The following is a 25,991-nucleotide window of genomic DNA, read 5'->3' as shown; positions in this document are numbered from 1 at the left end:
TAATCAACACAACCATGATTGTTTTAAGCACGACTGTTAGTGCGTTTCATTCAAAGCATCTTGAATATTGTGCACCATGTGGATTAAACGTGGTCCAATTTCACCTTCAAGTTTTTCCGGATTTAAATGAAAACTTGGCGCACCACAGTTAAAAACATAAAGACCGTGTTTCGAGCTGACCAAAGGTACAGCCACTGAGTTCACTTCTTTATGCCACTCACCTAAAGACAAACAATATCCATAATCTTGGTAATCACGGAAAGCTCGTTCTAATGAGCGTTTTATGGCTGGCCAGTTTTCGGGATTTTTTTGTTTCAACGCATCAAGTAGAAAATTGCGCTCACGTTCAGGGGTCGCAGCCAAGCATGCTCGGCCCATAGAACTACTATGAATTGGCAAAGTCGAACCAATTGGACGGCGCATATTTAATGCAGTTTCAATTTGCACAACATCGATATACACCATATTTAAGCGATCACGCGTTGCCATTGCTACAGGCGCTTGAACATACTGACTCATCTCTTCCATATATTGATGAGCAATATTACGAATCGAGATGTTAGATAATGCTGCGTATCCTAAAGATAAGACACCAATATCTAGTGTGTATTTGGTCGAGTTAGGCAATTGTTTTAAATAACCTAATGACACAAGGGTATTGGTAATACGTGCAATGGTCGGTTTAGGTAAACCTGTCATTTTTGCTAATTCTTGGTTACCAAGCACCTGATTGTTTGCAGAAAAGCATCTTAAAAGTTCTAAACCGCGTGCTAAAGAAGCAATAAATTGCGGGTTATTTTCCCGATGTATATGCGAAATAGGATCCAAACGTATCTCATCAAAATTTATTGGTTTTTCAGTTTCCGTGTTTTGAGACATTCGATCCTCAAATATAATTAAAGCAATAGTTTTGCCATTATATTTCGCTCTGCAAAATAAATCCATTCATCACTGCGCTGTTGTGATGAATGGATATCTGGTTCAATGGTTATGAAACGTTTTCAATCACCATCGCAAGACCTTGACCTACACCAATACATAGGCTCACCACGGCATATTTCTTCTTACGGCGAATTAACTCGCGCGCTACTGTTAAGCTAAGACGAGCACCAGATGCACCAAGTGGATGACCAACAGCAATCGCACCACCGTTCGGGTTCACACGCGGGTCATTAAAATCAACATTTAAACCTTTTAAACAAGATAAAACTTGTGAAGCAAAGGCTTCATTAATTTCAATAATGTCCATGTCATCTAAAGTAAGGCCAGCACGCGCAACAGCTTTTTTAATGGCTTCGATCGGACCTGCACCCATAATGCGTGGCTCAATACCCGCAGCTGCTGCTGACAAAATTTTAGCCATTGGTTTTAAGCCATATTTTTGACCTGCCGCTTCAGAACCAATCAAAAGTGCTGCTGCACCGTCATTAATCCCGGAGGCATTACCAGCAGTGACAACGCCGCCTTCAAATAGCGGTTTTAACTTTGTGAGCGCTTCAACAGTTGAGCTTGGACGAGGGTGTTCATCTTCAGAAACGAGTTTAGGCGGTAATTTTTTGCCTTGGAAAACCTCAATTGGGGTAATTTCATCGGCAAAGAAACCTTCTTCTTTGGCTTTTTGATATTTGGCTTGTGATTGGGCTGCAAATAAGTCTGCTTGCTCACGGCTAATCCCAAAATCGGCTGCAACGTTATCACCTGTTTCAGGCATTGAATGTCCGCCGTACTGAGCAATAATTTTTTTATTTGGAAAGCGAGAGCCAATGGTGGTGTCATAAATTTTTGCATCACGGCTATAAGCACTTTCTGCTTTACCCATCACAAAGGGAGCACGTGACATACTTTCTACACCACCTGCAATATACAGTTCACCTTCACCACAAGTAATGGCACGTGCCGAGTCAATCACAGCACCTAAACCACTAGCACATAGGCGGTTTACCGTTTGGCCCGGCACAGTGACAGGTAATCCCGCCAGTAATAGTGCGTTTCGTGCCACATTACGGCTATCTTCACCCGCTTGGTTGGTGTCGCCTAAAATCACATCTTCAATATCCGCTCCCGGAACACCAGTTTTTTCAAGTAGTTTTTGAATGACAGTTGCGGCCAAATCATCAGGACGAATTGAGGCAAGTTCACCTGCATGACGGCCAAATGGACTACGTAAACCATCATAAATATATGCATTTAACATTGAGAAATTCCTTTTCAAGACTCATGAGTAAAAGTAAGAGGTAAATGAAGTGCGACACGACGCTGTAACCACGGGCTAGGGCGGTAACGCGGGTCATGCGTAAGTGCGGTTATACGGTTCAGAATGAGTAAGATTTTTTCACTGCCGACTTGATCGCCCCATTCAATTGGACCAAACGGATAGCCTAAGCCAAGACGTACCGCGGCATTAATGTCATCTACCGTGGCAACATTTTGCTGCGCAATATCGCAGCCTAAATTAATCACCATTGCTAAAACACGCTGTGCAACAAAGCCAATACTTTCAGCAATCATGCTCACCACATTTCCGTCTAAATTGAAAATTGAGTGAGCGGCTTGTCGGTATTCAGGTTTGGTAACAAGTGAAGGCATCAAGGTTCGATGCTTTGCAATGCCATAAAGCATGTCTATAGCAACAGCTTGTTCGGGGTTAACCCCTAGGCGGGTCGCCGCTTGGGTTGTGTCTTCACCGTAACAAGCGAGCAAACATAAGCTATCTGTTTGTGGTTCAGGACTAGCATCTAAGGCAATATTTTGCTGAGTCAAATAATCTTCGAGCTGTTTTTTATCGTCTAAAAAATCTGCCGCAATCCAAACTTTTGGATATTGTGCTAAACGCTCTACAAACTGAGCAGGTTGTTCACCTGTTTTTGAACCGGTTTCATAGTTATAAAAACCTTGATTAACCTTACGTCCAAGTTGCTTGGCATCAAGCATTTGTTTGGTGAGCGGGTTTGGTTTGTAGCGGGCTTCTTCATAGTATTGGTGATAAATCGACTCCATCACAGGATGCGAGACATCAAGGCCAGTTAAATCGAGTAATTCAAAAGGACCCATTCTAAAACCAACGCCGTCACGTAAAATTCGGTCAATTTCACTAATATCACAGACATTTTCATTTAAAATTTTGAGTGCTTCGGTGCCATAAGCTCGACCTGCATGATTAATAATAAATCCAGGGGTGTCCTTCGCTACGACAGGGCGGTGACCAAATGCACGAGATAAATCGTTTAAAGCATCAATAATAAGTAGGTCTGTTTTTAAACCACGAATGACTTCGACCACTTTCATGAGTGGAACTGGGTTAAAGAAGTGATAGCCTACAACACGCTCAGGCTTTTTACAGTTTGCAGCAATGGCTGTAATAGAAAGAGAAGAGGTGTTTGAGGCTAAAATGGTATTGTCTGAAACGACCTCTTCAAGCTGCTGCATTAAGCTTTGTTTAATATCAAGGCGTTCAACAATTGCTTCTACAATCAGGTCACAATTTTTTAAATCTTTAATTTGATGAGCAACAATTAAATGGTTATTTGCTGCTGTTGCTTGCTCAGATGTAATTTTATTTTTGTCGACTAACTTTTGAAATGTAGCAGCCAGTTTTTCTTTAGCCTGTTCTGCTGCACCTGCTTTGGCATCATATAAATAAGTGGTATGACCTGACTGTGCAGCAATTTGAGCAATACCACTGCCCATGACACCTACACCAATCACAGCCATGCTTTTAATATCATAAGTCATGTCGATCATCCTGATGATTAATCTATATTTGAAATTAAACGGAAAAATAGGGTTGGGTGATTTAGCTTAAGCATTGTTTATCACCATCAATGGGTAAGATTTGTCCTGAAATTGAGCGACCACTGTCTGACGCTAAAAATAGGCATAAATCTGCAATATGCTTTGGATTGACAAAATATTTGAGCGACTGATTTTTCAGTGCGTTTTGAGTCACTTCTTCAAGTGAAGTATGGGCTACATCGGCACGGGCCTGTAATACACGTTGAACTCGATCACCATCTACCGCACCCGGAAGAATAGCGTTAACTCGAATATTGTCTGTACCGAGTTCCATAGAAAGCGTTTTGGTAAAACCGATCAGCCCCCATTTCGAAGTGGAATAGGCTAATCGGTACGGATAGCCTAAGCGTCCGGCAATAGACGACATATTTATAATCACGCCTGCCTGTGCTTGCTTTAAATAGGGAATGGCTAACTGGGTAATTAAAAAAGTGCTATTCAGGTTTAAATTAATCACCGTGTTCCAATCTTCAAAACTTAACTCATCTGCTGCAATGGTCGGGCCTGAAATGCCTGTGTTATTGACTAAAATATCAATACCGCCAAGTTTCTGAACTACATGACTAAACATGAGTTTAATTTGCTCATGATCAGCCAAATCACATGTATATATATGTAGTTTTGGATAATCTTGTTGAAATTTTTCTAGGCTTTTAGCATTAATATCACAAACGAAAACTTCATCCTGATTGTTTAAAAAGATTTCAGCAATGCATCGTCCAATCCCTGAACCACCTGCACTAATCAATACTTTTCTGGCCATTTTCATTCCTTTGTTATTATGGTTTTAAATTATTTACCTTGATACGACGGCTTACGCTTTTCGATAAAAGCTTGAACGCCTTCATTTTTATCTTCGGTCGAAAACAGTAACTGGAATGCTTTTCGTTCTAGAGTTAAGCCTGCATTTAATGGAACGTCTTCGCTCATTAGTGCAACTTCTTTAATTTGTTGCAGGGCAATAGGAGGCATTTTTGCGAGGCTTTGTGCCATTTGAATCGCAGTTGGAATGGTTTGGTCATCTTCTGTGACTTGTGAAACAAGACCGATGATATAAGCTTCTTCGGCTTTTACCATGGCACCCGTCATAATCATGCGCATGGCATGGAATTTACCCACAGCACGGAATAAACGTTGTGTACCACCAGCACCCGGCATTAAACCAACTTTAATTTCCGGCTGGCCAAAGGTTGCGCCTTTACCTGCAATAATAATGTCAGCATGCATTGTAAGTTCACAGCCACCACCTAACGCATAGCCATTTACAGCAGCAATCACGGGTTTAGGACACTGAGCAATCGCATTCCAATAACGTTCGGTATGGCGCAATAACATTTCTGTTGAAGTTGCGGTTGCCATTTCTTTTAGATCTGCACCTGCGGCAAAGACCTCTTCACCACCTGTGAGCACAACCGCATTGATCTCATCGTTAAAACTTAATTCGGTAAAAGCTTGTGCTAGTTGTTTGCGAACCTCTGTATTCAATGCATTTTTTGCTTCAGGTCGGTTTATTTTTACAATCGCTATTTTTTGAATAGAAAAGTCGACTTCTACGAAATTATCCCCTATTGATACACTCATTTTTGAATTCCTTGTTTCGCACATCAAAACTATATTCCTTTTATGATGCTTATTTTGGAATTTATTTCAAGTCTTATTTAGTTCATTAGAGCAATTATGATTTATTAAATAAGCTAAGTGTTTGATATTTCGTAATGGTGTATTTTTAAATTTCGTTTAACGAAATTAATTTTCAAAAAAGCTTGAAATTTGTATTTTCGTTCTCGTACTATGAAACACATCCGCAGTAAACAAGATTTAAAACATGGTATCCAGACAAGCTGGAGATGGCTGATGGGTGCGATGGAAATACATAAAAAGGGAGATCACAGATGATCCGTGATGAAGGGATGTTGGAGCAGTTACTTTCAACAATTCGAGATTTTGTAAAAAATGAATTGATCCCTCGTGAAAACGAAGTGGTAGAGAAAGACAAAATTCCAGATGACATTGTGCAGCAAATGCGTGAGCTAGGTTTGTTCGGGCTCACAATTCCCGAAGAATATGGTGGCCTAGGCATCACCATGGAAGAAGAGGTCAGAGTTGCATTTGAACTTGGACAAACTTCACCAGCTTTTCGTTCTTTAATTGGGACTAATAACGGGATTGGCTCAAGTGCAATTTTGATTGATGGCACAGAAGAGCAAAAGCAAAAATATTTACCTCGTTACGCAAGTGGCGAAATTATTGGATCATTCTGTTTAACCGAGCCTGAATCTGGCTCTGACGCTGCCTCTTTAAAAACCAGTGCAGTAAAAGATGGTGACTTTTATGTGTTAAACGGCACCAAACGTTTTATTACCAATGCACCTCACGCTGCCACTTTCACTGTAATGGCTCGAACCAATCCTGAAATTAAAGGATCAGGTGGCATTTCAGCTTTTTTAGTTGAAGCGAATACACCGGGCATTACATTGGGAAAAATTGACCAAAAAATGGGGCAAAAGGGTTCACATACCTGTGATGTGATTTTTGAAAATTGCCGTGTGCCTGCTTCTGCACTGATTGGTGGAGTAGAAGGTGTCGGTTTTAAAACGGCCATGAAAGTGCTTGATAAAGGGCGTTTGCACATTGGTGCCTATAGCGTGGGTGTTGCCGAACGTATGTTAAACGACGCATTGCACTATGCGATTGAGCGTAAACAGTTTGGTCAACCTATTGCGAACTTCCAGTTGATTCAAGCGATGCTTGCCGACTCAAAAGCCGAGATTTATGCAGCTAAATGTATGGTTTTAGATGCAGCTCGCCGCCGTGACAATGGCGAAAATATTAGTACAGAAGCATCTTGCGCCAAAATGTTTGCAACTGAAATGTGCGGACGCGTTGCTGACCGCTGTGTACAGATTCACGGTGGTGCAGGCTATATCAGTGAATATGCCATTGAGCGTTTTTATCGCGATGTTCGTTTGTTCCGTCTCTATGAAGGAACCACACAAGTTCAACAAATTATTATTGCCAAAAACATGATTAGGGAAGCTACGGCCTAATAAAAAATCAAATGCCATGAGGCATTGGATGCCTCATGTTCCTTCTGAGGATATGGACATGACAACAGAAACAGTTACCCAAAATACGGCTAGCAGTGAAGCTATCCAAACACCAAAAAAGATTTGGATTACCGCATTTATATTCGCTTTTTTAACATTGTTGTGTGATGGGGCAGACTTAGGTTTTTTGGCATTGAGCCTGACCAGTCTTAAAACAGAATTTCATTTGACGGGTGTACAAGCTGGAACGCTAGGCAGCTTAACGCTTTTCGGTTCCGCTGTGGGTGGTCTGATTGGCGGCTGGGCGTGTGACCGTTTTGGGCGAGTTCGCATTATTGTGTTCTTTATTGCTTATTCTTCAGTTTTAACCAGTGCGCTGGGTTTTACTGATTCTTATATGCAATTTGCAGTTTTAAGAACATTTGGAGCGATGGGCTTAGGCGCACTTTATATTGCCTGTAATATTTTAATGTCTGAAATGGTGCCAACCAAACATCGCTCGACCGTTTTGGCTACTCTCATGACGGGGTACACCTTAGGTTCTTTACTCGCGACCTTACTAGCTGGACATATTATTCCTGAACATGGTTGGCGTTTCCTTTACTGGATTGCAATTGCGCCTGTGTTGTTGTCAGTTTTAATGCACTTTTGTGTCCCTGAACCTGAGTCTTGGAAAAAAGCGCGTCAATTAAAAGCATTAGAAGTTGCTCAAAGTAACCAACCTAAAAAACGTCAAAATCCATATTTTGAGATTTTAAGAGATAAAAAACATGGCACCATGTTTGTTCTCTGGATTATTAGTACGGGTGCATTGCAGTTTGGTTATTACGGCGTAAGTAACTGGTTACCTGCTTATTTAGAGTCTGATCTTGGCATCAAGTTTAAAGAAATGGCCATGTATATGGTCGGTACTTTCCTGATTATGATGTTTGCCAAAGTAATCGCAGGGATCGTTGCCGACAAATTAGGACGCCGCGCTGTATTCGCTTTTGGAACCATTGGCACAGCCTTATTTATTCCAGTGATTGTCTATTTAAATACACCAACCAATATTTTATGGATGATGCTGTTCTTCGGTTTCCTTTACGGTATTCCATACGCAATTAATGCCACCTATATGACAGAAAGTTTCCCGACTTCAATTCGAGGTTCGGCAGTGGGTGGTGCTTATAACATTGGCAAAGTACTTTCAATTTTCTCTCCATTAACAATTGGTTTTCTATCGCAAAACGGTTCTATTGGCTTAGGGCTCTTGGTGATGGCTGCGGCTTATTTTATCTGCGGTGTAATCCCATTGTTATTTATTAAAGACCGACTATTTAACCCGCAAAAGGCAGAGTGACAGATCAATCTGTCACCTTAAATTAAGGATGAAAAGGGACAAGTGAGATGATAAATAAAATCACCAGTGACATTGAACCGATTTTAAAAGCTATTCCTGATGGGGCAACCATCATGACAGGCGGGTTCGGTGTGACGGGGCAACCTGCTGAATTAATTGAAGCCTTAATCGATTTAGGAAAAAAAGAACTTACCATTGTAAATAACAATGCGGCTTCTGGTGACCGTGGCCTAACCAAGCTCATTATTGCTGGCTGTGTAAAAAAAATGATTTGTTCATTTCCGAAATCTGCTGGATCAACCGTTTTTCAAGACTTATATAGAGCGGGAAAAATTGAGTTAGAACTGGTTCCGCAAGGTAATTTGGCTTGTCGTATTCAGGCCGCAGGGGCTGGTTTAGGAGCTATTTTTGCGCCGACTGGTTATGGCACTAAGGTTGCCGAGGGTAAAGAGACCCGCACCATTAACGGTAAAAACTATGTGCTTGAATATCCACTTGAAGCTGATTTTGCACTGATTTATGCCGATAAAGCCGATCGCTGGGGCAATTTAACTTACCGCAAAGCGGCCCGCAATTTTGGCCCAATTATGGCAAAAGCCGCCAAGACCACAATTGTTCAAGTGAATGACACCGTAGAGCTAGGAACGCTTGACCCAGAGTGCATTATTACACCGGGAATTTTTGTTCAGCACGTTGTAAAAGTAGGAGATATCTAATGTCAGTTCAAAAGCGTTCTCGTGAAGATATTGCCAAACTCATTGCCAATGATATTCCGGAAGGTTCTTATGTCAATTTAGGAATTGGCTTACCGACCAACGTTGCTAAATTTTTGCCAAAAGACAAAGAAATCTTTTTACATTCGGAAAATGGGGTTTTGGCTTTTGGCCCACCACCACAACCGGGTGAGGAAGATCAAGACTTAGTGAATGCCGGAAAAGAACTTGTCACTTTATTAGATGGTGGATGTTTTATGCATCATGGTGACTCATTTGACATTATGCGTGGCGGCCATCTGGACATTTGTGTGATTGGTGCATTCCAAGTTGCGGTAAATGGAGACTTAGCAAACTGGCATACCGGTAAAGCAGATGATGTACCCGCGGTCGGCGGTGCTATGGATTTGGCAGTCGGCGCGAAAACGATTTATGTCTATATGGAACACGTCACTAAAAAAGGTGAGTCCAAAATTGTAAAAGAACTGAGCTATCCAATGACGGGTGAGCAGTGTGTAAATCGTATTTATACCGATTTATGCATTATTGAACTCAAAGACCAAAAAGCTTATGTCACAGAAATGGTGGAAGGCTTAACTTTTGATGAGCTACAGGCAGTCACAGACTGTGAACTAATCGATGCACGTGTAGCCTAAATACACACGGAAAAACGCTTCTTTAAGGATTAAAAGATGAAAAAATTAATATTAGCTGCAGCTTGCGCTGCGGCTTCAGGGACTATTTTTGCAAATTCTTCAGATACCACAGAACAAAGAATTAATTTGCTAGAAACCGAGCTGCAAAAATTAAAGGCAGAACTTGCTGCTCAGAAACAAACTCAAAATAATTTACAAGTCAAACAGGTAAAGATTGAAGAGAACATCGAAAAAACTAAAGCGACTGTAACAGAGAAGCCTGTTGCTCCTTCGTGGGTGACTTGGACAGATAATGTGAAGGTTTACGGTATTGCCCGTATTGATGCAGCGGTTGATTTTAAATCATCACCAGACTCGGGCGGTAGAACGACCAGCAGTCTGTACCGAACACCTTTTGAAAGTGAAAAACGTTCAAATCATGCACGTTCCGATGCCATGATTAATGCAAGCCGATTAGGTGTTTATTTTAATAGCCCAAATAAAGTGGTTACAGGGAATATTGAAGCCGATTTCTTTGATAGCTCTAACATGGGAACGGGGGATGGTAAATTCCGTATTCGTCATGCATTTTTTACCTATAAAGACTGGACTTTTGGTCAAACATGGTCACTCATGTCTAATATGGAAACCCGTACAGAATCTGTGGATTACACGCAATTTGTGGGAACCTCTTATACGCGTACCCCTCAAATCCGTTATGACTGGAAAATTGATGCCAATAATGATTTGAAAGTAGCTTTGGAATATACAGGTTCGAGAGTCTCGGCTTTTCCAACTTTAACGGGTCGCTATACTTTTAAACAAGGCCCTTTAACGGCACTTGCTCAAGCCTTTATTAATGAAAAGTCTACAGATGTCGCAACTGCCACGGTGAAGAAAGTAAGCTGGGGTGCAGGAGGCGGCTTAAAATATCAACTCACGCCACAACAATCAGTACAAGCAAATTATCAATATATTGTTGGCGATCAAAAATTTATGCCGTACACCGCCCAAAGTGGGTTGGCAAATTCAACAAGTTTAAATGCCGCGGGTGATTTCTCATTAAACGAAGATAAAACAGATTTGGAAATGAATAAGTTGAATAGTGTAAATATTGGTTATTCATATAAATTTAATGAGCAATGGCGTGCGAACTTATCTGCTTCAATGTTTGATTATGATGATGAAACGGCATATGCCAAACTCAACCCAGATGCTAATAAGCGCTTAACGGACTACGCAGCTAACGTTTTCTATTCACCAATTGAGCAAATGGATATTGGGATGGAATATCACCAAGGCAAACGTGAAGTGTTTGATGGTCGAACCGCTGATGTGTCACGCATAAATTTTGTATCGATGTATAAATTCTAAAATGGGGCGTAATTAAAAATGGAAAAAATAGTTGAGCCCAATGCAGAAAATATACTGTCAAAAAGTTTCATTTTTATCATGGCAATGACATGTGGAATTTGTGCGGGTTCAAACTATTATAACCAGCCCTTAATCTATTCAATTGCAGAAGCATTAAAAGTTAATGCCGATCAAGTCGCCTTAACTATTGTGATTAGCCAACTGTCATATGCAGTTGGCCTTTTTATATTGGTTCCCTTAGGCGACTTTTTTGAAAAGCGCAGTTATATTTGCTTGCTCATGTGTTGTACGGGGCTTGCACAAGTAGGGCTATCCTTAAGTCAAACCTTGCCAGTTTTATATGGCTTTACCTTTTTAGCGACATTCTTTTCGATTGCGACTCAAGTGTTGGTTCCTTTCGCCGCAGGTTTAGCCAGCCCGAAAAAAAGCCCTCAAGTTGTAGGCACTCTCATGAGTGGTTTGTTCTTGGGAATATTATTGGCGCGCTCTATTGCAGGCTTACTTTCTACAGTCTGGTCTTGGCATGCGGTTTATTTAATTAGCGGAATTGTCATTTTGGTGTTTGCTTGGGTAATGTGGGTAAAGTTACCAGTTGCGCGAAAATCCCATCAACTTAATATTCTACAGATCTATGGTTCACTATTTTCATTAGCTGTTCATCAGCCTCATTTACTACGCCGTGGTTTGGCAGGGGGAATTGGCTTTGGTATTTTGGCCCTCATTTTTACTACCATGACTTTTATTTTGGCGAATGAGCCTTATCACTTTAACGATTTCCAGATTGGTTTATTTGGAATTGTGGGCTTGGCTGGCGTATTTGCGACTCCTTGGGCAGGTAAGAAAATTGCAGCAGGTCTTGAAAATAAAATTGCAGTGATTTGCATGGGGTTATTAATGAGTGCATGGATACCACTATTTTTTGCTCAGCAGTCTCTGGTGGCCTACGCTGTTGGTGTGATCATGGCGTACTTCGGTTTGTCAGCATTTCATGTACTCAACCAAAATCTGGTCTACCGAATCTCGGCCGAGGCCCGTTCTCGTATTAATTCAATTTATATGACCTTATATTTTGGTGGGGCTGCTTTAGGTTCTTTTATTGCGGTATATGCATGGAAACACTGGGGATGGGAAGCGTGTGCAGCCTTAGGTTTAGCGATGGCAATATTAAGTTTTATAATTGATCGCTTAGATTTTTATGAAATGAACAAGATTGCAAAACAAGAAAAAGCTCCATAAACAGGAGCTTCAATATTTTATTATTTGCGAATAATCATTAAGGTTGCCGAAGCAAAAGCATACACTTTGCCGTTCTCATCTACGATTTTTCCTTCGGTACTAATAATGTTACGGCCTGCGTTAATCAACTCGGCCGTCGCATAGTAAGACGTGTCAACCTGCATGGGGCGGATCATTTTTACATTTAAATCAATGGTTCCATAGCCAACGCCATGTTCAAGTAGGGTATGGGCCGCACTGCCTGTCGCCGTATCTAAAGCTGTGGCACAAAAGCCGCCGTGTACACCGCCTTGTATATTTCTATGTTCTTTGCGGGGAGTAACTTTATAAGTTGCTTTACCTTCGGAAACTTCAACGAGTTCCATCGGTATGGTGTGAGCCATAGGTGATGGAGAAACTTCACCATTTTTTAAAGCGGTTAAAAATTCAAGACCTGTGTATTTCGGGCTTTCCATAAATCGTCCTTGCATGATTAAGCAACCTAATCACCATACTATAAATCGATTTTTTACGGAATAAAATTTTGCAATACAAAATATAAATTTATTCTAGTTAAACAAGACTAATAACTTTTTATCTTATATTTGTATTTAAAAACATATGTTTATATTCTATCTCTATAACTAATTTAGGATAATTTTATTAATTTAGTGAAAATATATTTTGCTATAAGAAATTTTTTGATATTTTGGTGAGATTGAAACAATAAAAAGTCCATTTTAAGGAAAAACGATATCTGCCCATGACACAGGCAGTGAGGTGAAAGGAAAAAAACTATGCCTTTATACAAAGCTCCATTACGCGATATGCAATTTGTACTGCATGAAATGCTTCAAACAGAACAGAACTATCAAGGTTTAAGTAAATATCAGGAAAGCGTAAATCGAGAATTAATTGATCAATACTTAGAGGCAGCAGCAGATTTTTGTGAAAATGAATTGGCGCCCATAAATCAAAATGGCGATCAGGAAGGCTGTCATTTAAATCAAGGCGTAGTCACAACACCGAAAGGTTTTAAAGAAGCCTACCAAAAATATGCTGAGCTTGGATTTACCTCACTAACCGCCGATCCGGAATATGGTGGGCAAGGCTTGCCTACATTGCTGCGGATTGCTATTTCTGAAATGTTATGTGGTTCTAATTGGGCTTGGGCGATGTATCCCGGCTTGTCTCATGGCGCAATGAGAACCATTGAGCATCATGGTACTGAGCAACAAAAACAGCAGTATTTGACTAAACTCATTAGTGGGGCTTGGACCGGAACCATGTGTTTAACCGAATCCCATGCAGGCTCAGACCTTGGGTTAATTAAAACGAAAGCAGAACCAAATCCGGACGGTAGCTACTCCATTACAGGTGAAAAGATTTTTATCTCGGCGGGTGAGCATGATCTTTCTGAAAATATTATTCATATTGTTTTAGCCCGTTTGCCTCAGGCACCTGCAGGGACCAAAGGCATTTCTTTATTTATTGTGCCTAAATTTAATGTGAGTGACGACGGTCAGGTGCTGGACCGTAATAAAGTCGTCTGTAGCGCGATTGAACATAAAATGGGGATTCATGGCAATGCCACCTGTGTACTTAATTTTGATGGCGCCAAAGGTTATTTGATTGGTCCGGAAAATCGCGGGCTTAATTGTATGTTTACCTTTATGAATACCGCACGTATTGGAACAGCTGTACAAGGGCTTGCTGCTTCTGAAATTTCATTTCAAGGCGCATTAAGTTATGCCAAAGAGCGCCTCGCTATGCGTTCGTTATCCGGTCCTCAATATCCTGAGAAGAATGCCGATCCAATTATTGTTCATCCCGCTGTACGTTCAATGTTAATGACACAAAAAGCTTTTTCCGAAGGTGGTCGTGCTTTAGCTTACTTTTTAGCTCAGCATGTCGATATTGTGGAAAGTTCAAATGATCAGGAACAGCAAAAACACTCCGACGAATTACTGGCTTTTTTAACGCCAATTGCTAAGGCCTTTTTAACAGAGTCGGGTAATGAGTCTGCAAAGCATGGCGTTCAAGTATTTGGCGGCCACGGCTTTATTGTTGAGCATGGTATGGAGCAAATTGTACGTGATGCACGTATCTCAACCTTGTATGAAGGAACAACAGAGATTCAGTCTCTAGATCTGCTGGCACGTAAAGTCCTCAAGTCAGAAGGTAAACTTCTAAAAAATATGACCGATCTAATGGATCAATTTATTGGTCAACAGCAATCTAGTGAAACCCTGAAACCTTATCTAGAAAAATTAGCTGAGCTTAAGCAGCAATGGCTGTCCCTGACCAAATCGATTGCAGAGAAAGCCAAGCACAACCCTGAAGAAATAGGAGCCGCTTCAGTAGATTATCTTTATTTTTCCAGTTACGTTGTGTTCGCGTATTTGTGGGCACGAATGTCACAAGTTGCCCATGAAAAATTAGAATCGGGTACACAAGAGGAAGATTTTTATAAAGCAAAATTAACGACAGCTAAGTTTTTCTATCAAAAGCTTTTGCATCGTACACAGAGCCATGCCGCTTCTATTGAGTCAGGAGCTGAATCTGTGATAGAGCTCGATCAAGATGCTTTTGCATTTTAGTGAATAGTCATTTTTAGAATCACTAGGTGAAATTTATGTGCGGAATTTTACCTAGTGATTAAATTTTTAATTTTAGAATCATCAGTTTTTGGTAGGAAAAACCAGTTGAGCCAAAGAAATAGAGAGTTAACATAAGCATTAAAACGTGAATTTTCATCAAATATAGATGTTGCATAAGGACTACGGAAAGAAAATCATGAATGCTTATTATCAATTACTGAATAGAACAATTGGTCCTCAAGGTGAAGTTATTGCTCATTATTGCTCAACTGTCCATGCACAAGGGGCTTGGAACCCTCATGAACAGCACATGGCACCTGCAAGTGGTGTCATCGCAGCAGAGTTAGAGCAATTTTCACCACGACAAGATATGCGAATTGGCCGAATTAGTTTTGATATTTTCGGATTGATTGCATTTGGTGAATTTACGATTAAGACACATGTAATTCGTGCCGGTAAAACCATTGAACTGATTGAAGCTGAAATGCAGGCACAAGGTAAAACCTGTATTGTGGCTAGAGCATGGCGAATGTGCACTCAAGACAGTTCCGATATTGCTGGGCTTGAAGATCAGCCAGTTCATCATCCAGATACCTTTACAGAGTGGACAGGTATGAAAAGATGGCCAGGTGGTTTTATCCAGACATTAGTCACTAAAACTGATGATCAGCATCGTGCGGGCAAAGGAATTGTTTGGCTAAACAATGATAAAGAAATAGTTGAAGGGCAGCCGACGACAGATTTTGCCCATTTAATTGGCATGATAGATACAGCAAACGGAATTGTACCAAGACAAGAAGGCGAATTTACGTGGGGCTTTCCAAATCTTGATTTGCAAGTTCACATGCACCGTTATCCGCAAGGGAAATGGCTAGGTCTGGAAACCGTTCAGCAATATGGGGCTGATGGCATTGGTTTAACTAGTGCAGTTTTACATGATGTGTATGGTCCATTTGGACGAAGTGAACAGATTTTGACGTTACGTAAAATGACTAAATAAATTTTTGAGCCAATAAAAAAGTCATCCCTAAGGATGACTTTTTTATTTTGAGATTTAATTTTTAGTTACGGACTTTTAACAGTGTTGGTGTAAGTTCATCCCAACGTTGTTTTGCAGCGTCCATTGCTTTCATTTTGATATGACCATAACCACGAACTTCTGCCGGTAATTTTGCAATTTGTTCAGCAACTGCCAAGTTATGATTGTCTGGTGCTTCAACAAGTGCTTCAACAAATGCGATGTAACGGTCACGCCAAGCTTGTTCGTGTTGACGCTCTTCTTGACGTGCAAATGGGTCAAGGAAAGTTTCACGAAGCCATTGTAAGCGAGCAAGCATCATCATTGGGAAGCGCATCCAGTAACCAAACGCACGTTTACGGACATTTTTTAGACCACCGAGTAATGCTGGTGGGGCAAGGTGATACGTTAAACGTAAGCCTTTACCAAACTGGGTTTCAATTGATTCTTTGAAGCTTTTACCTGTTAAAAGACGTGCAACTTCATATTCATCTTTATAAGCCATGACTCTGTATAGCTGAGTTGCAATTGTACCTGTTAACTCTTCTGGTAACTTTTTAGCTGCCAATTCTACAAGTGTGCGGTATTTAGCTGCATAAGCTTCATTCCAGTAGTCTGTTAGACGAGCAGAACGATCTTCAACAAGTTCAGCCAAAGTTTGCGGAGTTTTGGTTTTTGGCATTGCCGCAACTAAGCGTCCAGCTAAAGTTGGGTCACTTGCAAGATGACAACCCACACGGAAAGCTTCGAGGTTCTTTTCAACGGCAGTACCATTTAAGCGAATTGCTTTTTCAATACTTTCACGTAATAGCGGAATGCGTCCAGACTGCCATGCCATACCGAGTAATAACTGGTTGGTATAGATTGAATCACCTAAGAGCTGAGTTGCAATTCGAGCCGCTGGCAGAGAAACCAGTTGACCTTGACGAACACGACCACGAAGACGATCAATTAAATCACTAATAGGCGCATACCAGTCACGAGATTTAATAAACTCAGAAGTAGGAGTGCTGTCTTCATTCACAATAACTAAAGCATCATCTTTTAAGCGAGATAGAGCAGCGCTACCACCAGCCACTACGGCATCTGCACCGATGAGTAATTCACATTGTCCTGCCGGAATTTTGGTAGAAGAAATTTGCTCATCACTTGCCGCAAGTTGAACGTATGAATAAACCGTACCACCTTTTTGGGCAAGACCTGCCATGTCCATAACACGGGTTGCTTTACCTTCTAGGTGAGCCGCCATACCAAGCAGTGCACCAATAGTCACAACACCTGTACCACCAATACCACCAACCATAATACGGCTTGGAACGTCATATAACTGAGGAATAACGGGTGATGTCGGCCAGCCTGCACCAATACCTTCAAATTTAGCTGGACGTTTCATATCACGTGTATGAACAGTTACGAAACTAGGGCAGAACCCTTCGGCACAAGTGAAGTCTTTGTTACAGCTACTTTGGTTAATTTGACGTTTAGTCCCTAAAGCTGTTTCTACAGGTTCAATAGATAAACAGTTTGATTTTTTCGAACAGTCGCCACAGCCTTCGCAAATATCACTATTAATGTATAAACGCTCAGCCGGATCAGGGTAGGCATCACGTTTGCGACGACGGCGTTTTTCGCTGGCACATGTTTGTACATAAATTAAAGCGGTGACACCTGTAACTTCACGAAGCTCACGTTGAACTGTATCGAGTTCATTACGGTGGCGAATTTCGACACCCGGTGCAATGCCATCTTCTTCGTTTAATAGTTTAACTTCATCCGTCACGATGACTTGTTTTTTAATGCCTTCGGCAGCAAGCTGACGAGTTAACTGCGCAACGCTCAAATGTCCATCTACATGCTGACCACCTGTCATAGCGACTGCATCGTTGTAGAGGATTTTGTAGGTAATATTGGTTTTTGCAGCAATAGACTGACGAATTGCTAAATAACCTGAGTGGAAGTAAGTTCCGTCACCAAGGTTAGCAAAAATATGTTTTTCATTGGTAAATGGTGATGCACCGACCCAACTTACACCTTCACCGCCCATTTGAGAGAAAGTTTCTGTACCGCGGTCAAGTGAAACTGCAATATAGTGACAACCGATACCGCCTAATGCACGGCTACCTTCAGGGACGACTGTTGATGAGTTATGTGGGCAACCACTACAGAAATATGGTTTACGTTCTGCAAGATCAATTACACGTTTTGATTCTTGCTCTGCTTTTAGCAGTAAGTCGATTCTGCTTTGGATTTGTGCTTTTAAGTTTTCTGGAATATCAAGTTTTAAGAAGCGAGCAGCCAACATTTTTGCAATCGGTTCAGGCTGATACTCATAGTGACCAATGAGCGGTGCTTCTTCAATAGAAGTACTCCATTCGCCTTTGCCGTCAGTTGCTTTACCAATAACATGTGGACGTTTGCCATCAGGAAGTGAGTACAGCTCATCTTTAATTTGTGTTTCAATAATTGGACGTTTTTCTTCAATAACGATCAGTTCTTGTAAACCTTCGGCAAACTCACGAACGCCTTGTGGTTCTAAAGGCCAAATCATCCCAACCTGATAAACACGTAACCCAAGCTGTTGGGCAGTTTCATCTTCAATACCTAAAATGCGTAAGGCTTCAATGGTATCTAAATAACCTTTACCACTTGCAGCAATACCAATACGGGCATTTTCACAAGGCCATGTAACGGTGTTGATTTTGTTGGCACGGGCATAGGCCAAAACAGCAGGTAAGCGATATTTATAAAGACGTTCTTCTTGCTGAATGCCGTGGTCTGGCCAACGAATATTGACACCACCCTCTGGGAAATTGACATCTTCTGGTATAACCGGAGTAACACGGTCTAGGTCGACATGAACAGAAGCAGAAGTCTCTACAATTTCACTCACCAGCTTCATTGAAGACCAAAGGCCAGAAAAACGTGAAACTGCAATGGCGTGAACACCAAAGTCTAAAATTTGTTGAACGGATGTTGGATAGAAAATGGGAATACCGCAACCAATCATGACATGTTCAGACTGATGCGGGATTGTAGAAGATTTACATGAGTGGTCATCACCAAATAAAGCAACCACACCACCACGTTCAGAGGTACCAGCTAAGTTCGCATGGCGGAGTACATCGCCTGAACGGTCAACACCCGGGCCTTTACCATACCACCATGAAGACACTCCATCATATTTGCCTTGGCCTGAAAGATTAACTTGTTGGGTACCCCAAATAGCGGTAGCAGCCAAGTCTTCGTTTACACCAGGTTGAAATACAACATCATGGGATTTAAGTAATCCCTGAACTTGCCAAAGGAAACTATCATAGTTACCAACAGGAGAACCGCGATAACCAGAAATAAAACCAGCAGTATGATAACCATTCATCGCGTCACGGCGAGTTTGGGCAAGAGGCAAACGAACAAGTGCCTGAATGCCGGTCATATATGCTGTACCGTTATCACTTACATATTTATCTTCAAGTGACACATCCTTTGTTGCAATAATATTTGGAGTGACTTTTGTAGCTATATTCATTTATATCTCCTTAGAATTTTTAGTAGCTCGGACTACTTTCTTTTTTCAACATCCAGTTGAATATTTGGAGCAAGTGACATACGAAATAAAAAAAGATCGGTTCCTCTTCTTAAAAAGAATTAGTGCCAATGTATGTACATTTAGTCATTGTGGTTGATCTAAACTGGTGCAACAATCCGTAATTTAGGAAAACATATTTACGTTATGCGCAAAAATCTCGATGGTGGACTATTGCATGCAATGCATGCATTCCTGAAAGTGATTGATAGCGGGAGTTTCACAGCAGCAGCTGAGCAGATGGATCTGACCACAGCACAGGTTTCACGTCTTATCAGCGAGCTAGAAACACGCTTAGGTACAAAATTAATACAACGCTCAACACGCCAGCAGGCACTGACCGATATTGGTGCGACTTACGCAGAACGCTGTCGGCAAGTCATTTCAATGGTGGATGAAGCAGAATCAGAAGTAACAGGAACAGCATCTAAACCCAAAGGCCGTTTACGTGTATTAAGCATGGGAAGCTTTGGGCATCATTATGTTTTTCCAGTGATGGCCGAGTTTTGTAAGCATTACCCCGAATTAACAGTGGAATATACGACTTCACAGTACGTTCCAGACTTGTTGGCAAAAGGGGTGGATGTCAGTCTTTATCTGACTGAATCATTAACAGACTCTCGTTTTGTCGCACGCAGAATTGGCACTATCTTTTCTGTTTTATGTGCTTCACCTGCTTATTTAGAAAAGCATGGTATGCCGAAGTCCCCAGAAGACTTAAAAGATCATGCCTGTTTACGCTTGGTAAACCCGTCTATTACACCAGATTGGCACTTATTAAATACAAGTGGTGAGTCTTACCAAATCGACATTGGCGGGCAACTCATTGCAGATAACCCTGAGTTATTATTAGATGTAGTGCAACAAGATATGGGCATCGCATTATTGCCGATGTTTTCGGCTTTAGATGCGGTTCAAAATGGAAGATTATGTCATATCTTGCCAGAGTGGCGTTCGCCCGATATCGGAGTTTATACCTTGTTGCCTTCACGCCATTTTATCGATGCCAAAACACGTGCATGGTTAGATTGGGTGGAAGAATATATTTCTCCAAGAATTGAAATGGATGCATCTTATTTTTATAAATAATGAGATAAATTTTTTAAGGACTAAGATAAAAAAGTATGAAGAATAATACAGATTAGAATAAAAATAGGGTAGAGAATGCTTCTTTTGAAAGAGGCATTTAATACAGAGATAAACGATAAATTTTAAAAAAATTGCATAAGGGAATTAGTCCCAATTCCTGAACGAAATGAGATAAAGATGAGATAGGATGATCTGGTACTCAGCCTAATATTAAGTTTTATACCAGATGCTGAGCTATTTTAATTAATGACTACGCACACTTGGTTTGCCAATAAGCATTTGCATAATTCGACAAGCTTTTTCGGTTTAATACATTGCTAATATTTTGACTGGCTTGCATCAGTTTTTCTAAGTCAATGCCAGTTTCAAACCCCATGTGCGACAACAAATAAAACAAATCTTCGGTCGATACATTACCAGAGGCACCTTTGGCATAAGGGCAACCACCGAGTCCTGCAAGGGACGAGTCAAAAACACGAATGCCTTGCTGTAAAGACTGATAAATATTGGCAATCGCCATGCCATAGGTATTGTGGAAATGTCCTGCCAAAACCTTGCTGTCGAGTTCAGCAAGACAGGCTTGCCAAACCTTTTGAACGCGATCTGGTGTTGCGGTACCAATAGTTTCACCTAAAGACACCTCATAGCAGCCCATGTCATAGAGCCGTTTAACAACTTTTACCACTTGTTCAGGGGCAATTGCACCTTCATAAGGACAGTCGACAACGCAAGAGACATAACCGCGCACACGGATGTTATGCGCTTTTGCCGCGCTCATGACATCGCTAAATTTTTCAAAGCTTTCATCAATAGAGCAGTTGATATTTTTGCGGGTAAAACTTTCAGAAGCTGCGGTAAACACCGCAACCTCTTTGCATCCTACCGCTTGAGCAGTTTCAAAACCTTTGATATTGGGGGTGAGCAGGCTAAATTGCACATCAGTTGTTTGGGGTAACAGCTTAAATAGCTCATCACTTTGAGCCATTTGCGGTACCCATTTTGCCGAAACGCATGAACCGACTTCAATCGATTTCAGACCTGCATTAATAAGGTCATTAATAAAGTTTAAGCGTTGTTCGACAGTCAAAGCCTGCTTTTCATTTTGGAGGCCGTCTCTGGGACCGACCTCCACGATTTTGACAAACTCACTCATGCAACTTCCTCCTGTGCAGGCTGAAATTCAACAAGCTCGTCGCCAGCTTTGACCTGATCACCGACTTGGAAATAGGAGTCTACAATCACGCCGTCTTTAGGCGCACGAATGGTATATTCCATTTTCATGGCTTCAAGCGTCATTAAAATATCATCTTTCTTTACGCTATGATTTGCACTGACTAGCACTTGCGTGACTACACCCGGCATCGGTGCTTTTAAGTGACCTTCATCGGCTTGGCTATCTGCTTGATTAAAGTCTTGGCGAATATATGCAAACTTATAGCTTTGTCCATTTTGGAACAAGGTAATGCCTTGCTGACTTTGGTTAAAAGATAGCTTTTGCTGAGTCCCACCAATTTGAACAGATGCCATATGCGCATCAAGCAATTGACCTGAAATCGGGTAGCTTTGACCGTTATATTCTGCGGTGAAGCCATGTTCATTTGAGGCAAACTTGATTTGGGTATTTTGGTTTAAATAATTCAGTTTGATGCTGTGCTGATAAGCAATATTTAAACGCCAAAGTGGCTGAGTTTGCCAAAGCTGTTTTTGGTTTGAGCTGTTGTTATTAAGTTGGCTTAAAAACTCAATAAATGCTGCTGCTACCACCAGTTCCGGTTTAATTTCTTCAGGACTAAACAAGAAGTTTTGTTCACGTTGAATCAGGTTGGTATCAAGCTTGGCTTGTTTAAAAGATTCACTACGAACAATCTTTTCCAGAAAGGCAATATTGTTGCCTAAGCCATCGACATGGAATTGGCTTAAAGCGTGTTGCATTTGAATGAGCGCAGCTTCACGGTTTTTACCCCATACAATGAGTTTGGCAATCATTGGGTCGTAATAGGTCGTGATTTCATCGCCTTCAACAATACCGCTGTCTACACGCACATATTGGTTTTGAGTTGGGTAACGCAAATAGTCAATTTTACCAATGGCAGGTAAAAAGCCTTTTTCAGGTTCCTCAGCATAAATCCGTGCTTCGAGCGCATGTCCGTGAATCTGCAATTCGTTTTGTAGTTTAGGTAAAGGTTCACCATAAGCCACACGAAGTTGCCACTCAACCAAGTCTTCACCTGTAATCATTTCGGTGACAGGGTGTTCGACTTGTAAACGGGTATTCATTTCCATGAAATACGCCGTTCCATCTTGTTCCACAATAAACTCAACTGTACCAGCACCGACATAATTTACCGCACGCGCAGCATCAATTGCAGCTTGGCGCATTGCATCGAGCTTCTCGCTTGGCATTTGTGGAGCAGGGGCTTCTTCTAACACTTTTTGATGGCGACGCTGTACCGAACAATCACGTTCAAACAAATGTACATAATTGCCATGTGTATCGCCAAACACTTGTACTTCAATATGGCGAGGTTGAATCACATAACGCTCAATCAAGACATCATCATTACCAAAGCTCGATTTAGCTTCACGTTTACAAGAGGCTAAGGCATGCAAAAAGTCTTCACTGCGTTCAACCAGACTCATACCTTTACCACCGCCGCCCGCACTGGCTTTAATTAAAACAGGATATCCAATTCGATCTGCCTGCTGTTTTAAAAAGTCGGCATCTTGGTTGGTTCCGTGATAACCCGGTGTTAAAGGAACACCTGCTTTTTCCATTAAAGCTTTTGAGGTCGCTTTTAAGCCCATCGCTAAAATGGCATCTACTGGCGGGCCAATAAAGCAAATGTTGTGTTGTTGGCAAGCGAGCGCAAACTGGTCATTTTCAGAAAGGAAGCCGTAGCCTGGGTGAACCGCTTGGCTGCCTGTTTCAATCGCTGCTTGAATAATGCGGTCGGCTTGTAAATAACTTTGCGTTGCAGGGGACTGACCAATATAAACCGCTTCATCTGCAAGTTTGACATGTTGTGCATTTGCGTCTGCATCTGAGTAAACGGCAACCGTTGCAATACCTAATTTTTTAGCTGTGCGAATTACACGGCAGGCAATCTCGCCACGGTTCGCAATTAAAATCTTTTCAAACATGATGATCGTCCTTAATTGTTGTTATTCGAGTTAGAAACCCAAGCAGGCTGTTGCTTATTTAAAAAGGCACTCAGACCTTCTTTTGCCTCACTGCCTTGACGAACTTGAGCAATATGATGTGCTGTCTGTTGTAGCAAGTCATTGCTCATGGTCTGGTTGCTCACCATTTGAATGAGTTGTTTTGATGCCGCTTGAGCATGCGGGCCACCGAGTAATAGCGCATCAACAATTTCTTGAACTTTTTTATCTAAGTCTTCGGCATCTGCAACCTCGTGTGCTAAACCAATATGCTTAGCATCACGTGCTGAAATTCGCTCGGCAGTTAAGAAATAGCGAGAGGCTTGTCTTGCGCCAATTGCACGAATTACATAGGGACTAATGGTGGATGGAGCAAGTCCTAAACGAACCTCGGAGGTTGCAAACTTGGCATCAGTGCTGGCGATGCAAATATCGCATGCCGACGCCAAGCCCATACCGCCGCCAAAGGCAATGCCATGTACACGAGCAATAGTTGGTTGTTTTAGCGTTGCAAGTGCATCCAACATTTGCGCAAGTTTTAATGCATCTGCTTCATTTTCTGCTGAAGATGCCTGACCTGCCTGTTTCATCCAGTTGAGGTCGGCACCTGCCGAAAAGCTTTTGCCGTGACCAGCTAGAACCACAACACGAATATCATCACGTGTATTAATTTGCTTAAAGCAGGCATGTAGTTCTTCAATGACGATTGTATTAAAAGCATTGTGCAATTCAGGGCGGTTCAGCCAAACGTAGGCAACCTGACCTTGTTGTTCGAGTTGTAAAAATTGATAGCTCATATACACCTCTTACATGCGGAACACGCCAAATTTGGTTGGCTGGATTGGGGCGTTCATGGCCGCAGCCAAACTTAAACCAAGTACCTGACGAGTTTGCGCTGGGTCAATTACGCCGTCATCCCAAAGGCGAGCAGAAGCATAGTACGGATGACCTTGACGTTCGTATTGTTCACGAATTGGCTGTTTAAATTCGTCTTCTTGTTGCGCTGACCACTCGGCACCTTTTTGCTCAATCTGATCACGTTTTAAAGTCGAGAGTACGCTTGCCGCTTGCTCGCCGCCCATCACTGAAATACGCGAGTTCGGCCAAGTCCATAAAAAGCGTGGTGAATAAGCGCGGCCACACATCCCATAGTTACCTGCACCAAACGAACCACCAATAATTAGGGTGAGTTTTGGTACATTTGCGGTTGCAACAGCCATCACCAGTTTCGCACCGTTTTTTGCAATCCCTTCATTTTCATACTGGCGACCAACCATAAAGCCCGTAATGTTTTGTAGGAATAACAATGGAATATTGCGCTGAGTACATAGCTCAATAAAATGCGCACCTTTTTGTGCAGACTCGGAAAATAAAATACCGTTATTGGCAATAATGCCGACTGGCATACCGTAGAGTGAAGCGAAACCAGTAATGAGGGTTGAGCCAAAGCGTGCTTTGAATTCATCAAAACGCGAGCCGTCTACAATACGTGCAATGACTTCACGCACATCAAAAGGCTTACGCGCATCACTTGGCACCACACCATAGAGTTCAGACGCATCAAACAATGGTTCATCAACTTGTTTATTTAACTCGTTTGGCTTCTTATTTAAGTTAGCGACAATGTTTCGCGCAATCGCAATTGCATGTTCATCATTTTCGGCTAAATGGTCAGCCACACCTGAAAGACGTGTGTGAACATCACCACCACCTAAATCTTCACTGCTTACGACTTCGCCAGTTGCAGCTTTTACCAGAGGAGGGCCGCCTAAGAAAATCGTACCTTGGTTACGTACAATAATGGTTTCATCAGACATAGCAGGCACATATGCACCACCTGCGGTACAACTCCCCATCACCACAGCAATTTGGGCAATACCAAGGCTCGACATACGTGCTTGATTGTAGAAAATACGCCCGAAGTGATCGCGGTCTGGGAAAACCTCATCTTGCATTGGTAAATAGGCACCGCCTGAGTCCACCAAATAAATACAAGGCAAGTGATTTTGTTCAGCAATTTCTTGTGCACGTAGATGCTTTTTAACTGTAAGGGGATAATACGTTCCACCTTTAACCGTTGCGTCGTTGGCAACGATCATGCAAGTGATGCCGTTGACTTGACCAATACCAGCAATTACACCCGCAGCAGGAACATCATCTTCATAAACGTTGTACGCTGCCAACTGACCAATTTCTAAAAATGCCGTGCCGACATCAATCAGTTGATCAATACGTTCACGGGGTAAAAGCTTACCTCGAGCCAGATGTTTTTGACGGGCATTTTCACCGCCGCCTAAAGCAATACGCTGGGCAACTTGTTTGAGATCTGTGACCAATGTTTGCATGGCTTGCTGGTTTGTTTTGAAGTCTTCACTTCGAACATTAATCTTGCTTTGTAATTGGTTCATAAGATGCGTCCTTATT

Annotated in this window: 20 protein-coding genes; 9 read left to right on the top strand and 11 right to left on the bottom strand. The window is 41.7% G+C overall.

The features are described from left to right. Positions 1 to 36: 36 nt before the first annotated feature. From dcaR to dcaE, 5 genes are all read right to left on the bottom strand, one after another. Complete coding sequence (dcaR, locus tag F928_RS14890; RefSeq protein WP_000081480.1) at positions 37 to 879, bottom strand: IclR family transcriptional regulator; 843 nt, start codon at positions 877 to 879, stop codon at positions 37 to 39. 109 nt (positions 880 to 988) lie between these two features. Continuing rightward, on the bottom strand, positions 989 to 2,194 hold the full coding sequence (dcaF, locus tag F928_RS14885) for a 3-oxoadipyl-CoA thiolase (RefSeq protein WP_005069941.1): 1,206 nt from the start codon (positions 2,192 to 2,194) through the stop codon (positions 989 to 991). Between the two features lie 14 nt (positions 2,195 to 2,208). Further along, positions 2,209 to 3,732, bottom strand: a complete 1,524-nt coding sequence (dcaH, locus tag F928_RS14880) for a 3-hydroxyacyl-CoA dehydrogenase (protein ID WP_005076614.1) — start codon at positions 3,730 to 3,732, stop codon at positions 2,209 to 2,211. Positions 3,733 to 3,793: 61 nt separating this feature from the next. Further along, positions 3,794 to 4,555, bottom strand: coding sequence for an SDR family oxidoreductase (dcaG, locus tag F928_RS14875; RefSeq protein ID WP_005076611.1), 762 nt, complete (start codon positions 4,553 to 4,555; stop codon positions 3,794 to 3,796). Between the two features lie 29 nt (positions 4,556 to 4,584). Then, positions 4,585 to 5,373, bottom strand: a complete 789-nt coding sequence (gene dcaE / locus F928_RS14870; protein WP_005076608.1) for an enoyl-CoA hydratase — start codon at positions 5,371 to 5,373, stop codon at positions 4,585 to 4,587. Between the two features lie 311 nt (positions 5,374 to 5,684). Between dcaE and F928_RS14865 the strand changes: the two genes are divergently transcribed. Genes F928_RS14865 through dcaY form a run of 6 tightly spaced genes read left to right on the top strand, consistent with a single transcriptional unit; the run spans position 5,685 to position 12,139 of the window. Then, positions 5,685 to 6,839 (top strand): acyl-CoA dehydrogenase family protein, encoded by a 1,155-nt coding sequence (locus F928_RS14865; RefSeq protein ID WP_000617391.1) that lies wholly within the window; start codon positions 5,685 to 5,687, stop codon positions 6,837 to 6,839. Positions 6,840 to 6,897: 58 nt separating this feature from the next. Further along, positions 6,898 to 8,181, top strand: coding sequence for an MFS transporter (gene dcaK / locus F928_RS14860; protein WP_212749728.1), 1,284 nt, complete (start codon positions 6,898 to 6,900; stop codon positions 8,179 to 8,181). Between the two features lie 47 nt (positions 8,182 to 8,228). Then, the gene (gene dcaI, locus F928_RS14855; RefSeq protein ID WP_005076601.1) at positions 8,229 to 8,897 is read left to right on the top strand and encodes a 3-oxoacid CoA-transferase subunit A; all 669 of its coding nucleotides are present in this window, start codon (positions 8,229 to 8,231) and stop codon (positions 8,895 to 8,897) included. After that, on the top strand, positions 8,897 to 9,550 hold the full coding sequence (gene dcaJ / locus F928_RS14850) for a 3-oxoacid CoA-transferase subunit B (protein ID WP_002114302.1): 654 nt from the start codon (positions 8,897 to 8,899) through the stop codon (positions 9,548 to 9,550). The genes dcaI and dcaJ overlap by 1 nt, the downstream gene beginning before the upstream one ends. 36 nt (positions 9,551 to 9,586) lie before the next feature. Beyond that, positions 9,587 to 10,903 (top strand): outer membrane trimeric porin-like protein DcaP, encoded by a 1,317-nt coding sequence (gene dcaP, locus F928_RS14845; RefSeq protein ID WP_005076599.1) that lies wholly within the window; start codon positions 9,587 to 9,589, stop codon positions 10,901 to 10,903. An 18-nt stretch (positions 10,904 to 10,921) separates the two neighbouring features. Beyond that, positions 10,922 to 12,139: an MFS transporter gene (gene dcaY / locus F928_RS14840; RefSeq protein ID WP_005076597.1), complete on the top strand. Its 1,218-nt coding sequence runs from the start codon at positions 10,922 to 10,924 to the stop codon at positions 12,137 to 12,139. 20 nt (positions 12,140 to 12,159) lie between these two features. Here the strand turns inward: dcaY and F928_RS14835 are convergent, their stop codons facing one another. Beyond that, complete coding sequence (locus F928_RS14835; RefSeq protein ID WP_079284144.1) at positions 12,160 to 12,609, bottom strand: PaaI family thioesterase; 450 nt, start codon at positions 12,607 to 12,609, stop codon at positions 12,160 to 12,162. 306 nt (positions 12,610 to 12,915) lie between these two features. Between F928_RS14835 and F928_RS14830 the strand changes: the two genes are divergently transcribed. Both F928_RS14830 and F928_RS14825 read left to right on the top strand, forming a co-directional pair. Then, entirely contained in the window at positions 12,916 to 14,718 is a 1,803-nt protein-coding gene (locus tag F928_RS14830; RefSeq protein WP_005076594.1) for an acyl-CoA dehydrogenase C-terminal domain-containing protein, read from the top strand. 196 nt (positions 14,719 to 14,914) lie between these two features. Further along, entirely contained in the window at positions 14,915 to 15,718 is an 804-nt protein-coding gene (locus F928_RS14825; protein WP_005076592.1) for a thioesterase family protein, read from the top strand. Between the two features lie 61 nt (positions 15,719 to 15,779). Here F928_RS14825 and iorA read toward each other — a convergent pair whose 3' ends face one another. Next, entirely contained in the window at positions 15,780 to 19,262 is a 3,483-nt protein-coding gene (iorA, locus tag F928_RS14820; RefSeq protein WP_002114166.1) for an indolepyruvate ferredoxin oxidoreductase family protein, read from the bottom strand. Positions 19,263 to 19,466: 204 nt separating this feature from the next. On the opposite strand from iorA, the gene F928_RS14815 reads away from it, so the two are divergent. After that, positions 19,467 to 20,408, top strand: coding sequence for a LysR family transcriptional regulator (locus tag F928_RS14815; RefSeq protein WP_002114430.1), 942 nt, complete (start codon positions 19,467 to 19,469; stop codon positions 20,406 to 20,408). A gap of 250 nt (positions 20,409 to 20,658) precedes the next feature. Here the strand turns inward: F928_RS14815 and mvaB are convergent, their stop codons facing one another. From mvaB to F928_RS14795, 4 genes are read right to left on the bottom strand one after another with little or no spacing between them, the layout of a single operon-like run. Beyond that, positions 20,659 to 21,561, bottom strand: coding sequence for a hydroxymethylglutaryl-CoA lyase (gene mvaB, locus F928_RS14810; protein WP_002114272.1), 903 nt, complete (start codon positions 21,559 to 21,561; stop codon positions 20,659 to 20,661). Then, on the bottom strand, positions 21,558 to 23,549 hold the full coding sequence (locus tag F928_RS14805) for an acetyl/propionyl/methylcrotonyl-CoA carboxylase subunit alpha (protein ID WP_005076590.1): 1,992 nt from the start codon (positions 23,547 to 23,549) through the stop codon (positions 21,558 to 21,560). Before F928_RS14805 ends, mvaB begins: the two co-directional genes overlap by 4 nt. A gap of 11 nt (positions 23,550 to 23,560) precedes the next feature. After that, positions 23,561 to 24,364, bottom strand: a complete 804-nt coding sequence (locus tag F928_RS14800) for an enoyl-CoA hydratase/isomerase family protein (RefSeq protein WP_005076587.1) — start codon at positions 24,362 to 24,364, stop codon at positions 23,561 to 23,563. 9 nt (positions 24,365 to 24,373) lie between these two features. Further along, a complete protein-coding gene (locus F928_RS14795; protein ID WP_005076585.1) occupies positions 24,374 to 25,975 on the bottom strand; it encodes a carboxyl transferase domain-containing protein in 1,602 nt (533 codons plus the stop codon). Positions 25,976 to 25,991 lie beyond the last annotated feature (16 nt).

Origin of the sequence: Acinetobacter pittii ATCC 19004 = CIP 70.29 (genome assembly GCF_000369045.1) — a bacterium.
GTDB lineage: Bacteria > Pseudomonadota > Gammaproteobacteria > Pseudomonadales > Moraxellaceae > Acinetobacter > Acinetobacter pittii.
The sequence above is the reverse complement of the archived record's forward strand: the minus strand, read 5'-3'. Positions and strand labels throughout refer to the sequence as shown.

Coding starts and splice junctions, on each gene's coding strand:
- F928_RS14830 (WP_005076594.1), top strand. CDS start 12,916: ATGCCTTTATACAAAGCTCCATTACGCGATATGCAATTTGTACTGCAT.
- iorA (WP_002114166.1), bottom strand. CDS start 19,262: ATGAATATAGCTACAAAAGTCACTCCAAATATTATTGCAACAAAGGAT.
- mvaB (WP_002114272.1), bottom strand. CDS start 21,561: ATGAGTGAGTTTGTCAAAATCGTGGAGGTCGGTCCCAGAGACGGCCTC.
- F928_RS14815 (WP_002114430.1), top strand. CDS start 19,467: ATGCGCAAAAATCTCGATGGTGGACTATTGCATGCAATGCATGCATTC.
- F928_RS14795 (WP_005076585.1), bottom strand. CDS start 25,975: ATGAACCAATTACAAAGCAAGATTAATGTTCGAAGTGAAGACTTCAAA.
- dcaJ (WP_002114302.1), top strand. CDS start 8,897: ATGTCAGTTCAAAAGCGTTCTCGTGAAGATATTGCCAAACTCATTGCC.
- dcaF (WP_005069941.1), bottom strand. CDS start 2,194: ATGTTAAATGCATATATTTATGATGGTTTACGTAGTCCATTTGGCCGT.
- F928_RS14835 (WP_079284144.1), bottom strand. CDS start 12,609: ATGCAAGGACGATTTATGGAAAGCCCGAAATACACAGGTCTTGAATTT.
- F928_RS14800 (WP_005076587.1), bottom strand. CDS start 24,364: ATGAGCTATCAATTTTTACAACTCGAACAACAAGGTCAGGTTGCCTAC.
- dcaY (WP_005076597.1), top strand. CDS start 10,922: ATGGAAAAAATAGTTGAGCCCAATGCAGAAAATATACTGTCAAAAAGT.
- dcaG (WP_005076611.1), bottom strand. CDS start 4,555: ATGGCCAGAAAAGTATTGATTAGTGCAGGTGGTTCAGGGATTGGACGA.
- dcaP (WP_005076599.1), top strand. CDS start 9,587: ATGAAAAAATTAATATTAGCTGCAGCTTGCGCTGCGGCTTCAGGGACT.
- dcaK (WP_212749728.1), top strand. CDS start 6,898: ATGACAACAGAAACAGTTACCCAAAATACGGCTAGCAGTGAAGCTATC.
- F928_RS14805 (WP_005076590.1), bottom strand. CDS start 23,549: ATGTTTGAAAAGATTTTAATTGCGAACCGTGGCGAGATTGCCTGCCGT.
- dcaR (WP_000081480.1), bottom strand. CDS start 879: ATGTCTCAAAACACGGAAACTGAAAAACCAATAAATTTTGATGAGATA.
- dcaE (WP_005076608.1), bottom strand. CDS start 5,373: ATGAGTGTATCAATAGGGGATAATTTCGTAGAAGTCGACTTTTCTATT.
- dcaH (WP_005076614.1), bottom strand. CDS start 3,732: ATGACTTATGATATTAAAAGCATGGCTGTGATTGGTGTAGGTGTCATG.
- F928_RS14865 (WP_000617391.1), top strand. CDS start 5,685: ATGATCCGTGATGAAGGGATGTTGGAGCAGTTACTTTCAACAATTCGA.
- F928_RS14825 (WP_005076592.1), top strand. CDS start 14,915: ATGAATGCTTATTATCAATTACTGAATAGAACAATTGGTCCTCAAGGT.
- dcaI (WP_005076601.1), top strand. CDS start 8,229: ATGATAAATAAAATCACCAGTGACATTGAACCGATTTTAAAAGCTATT.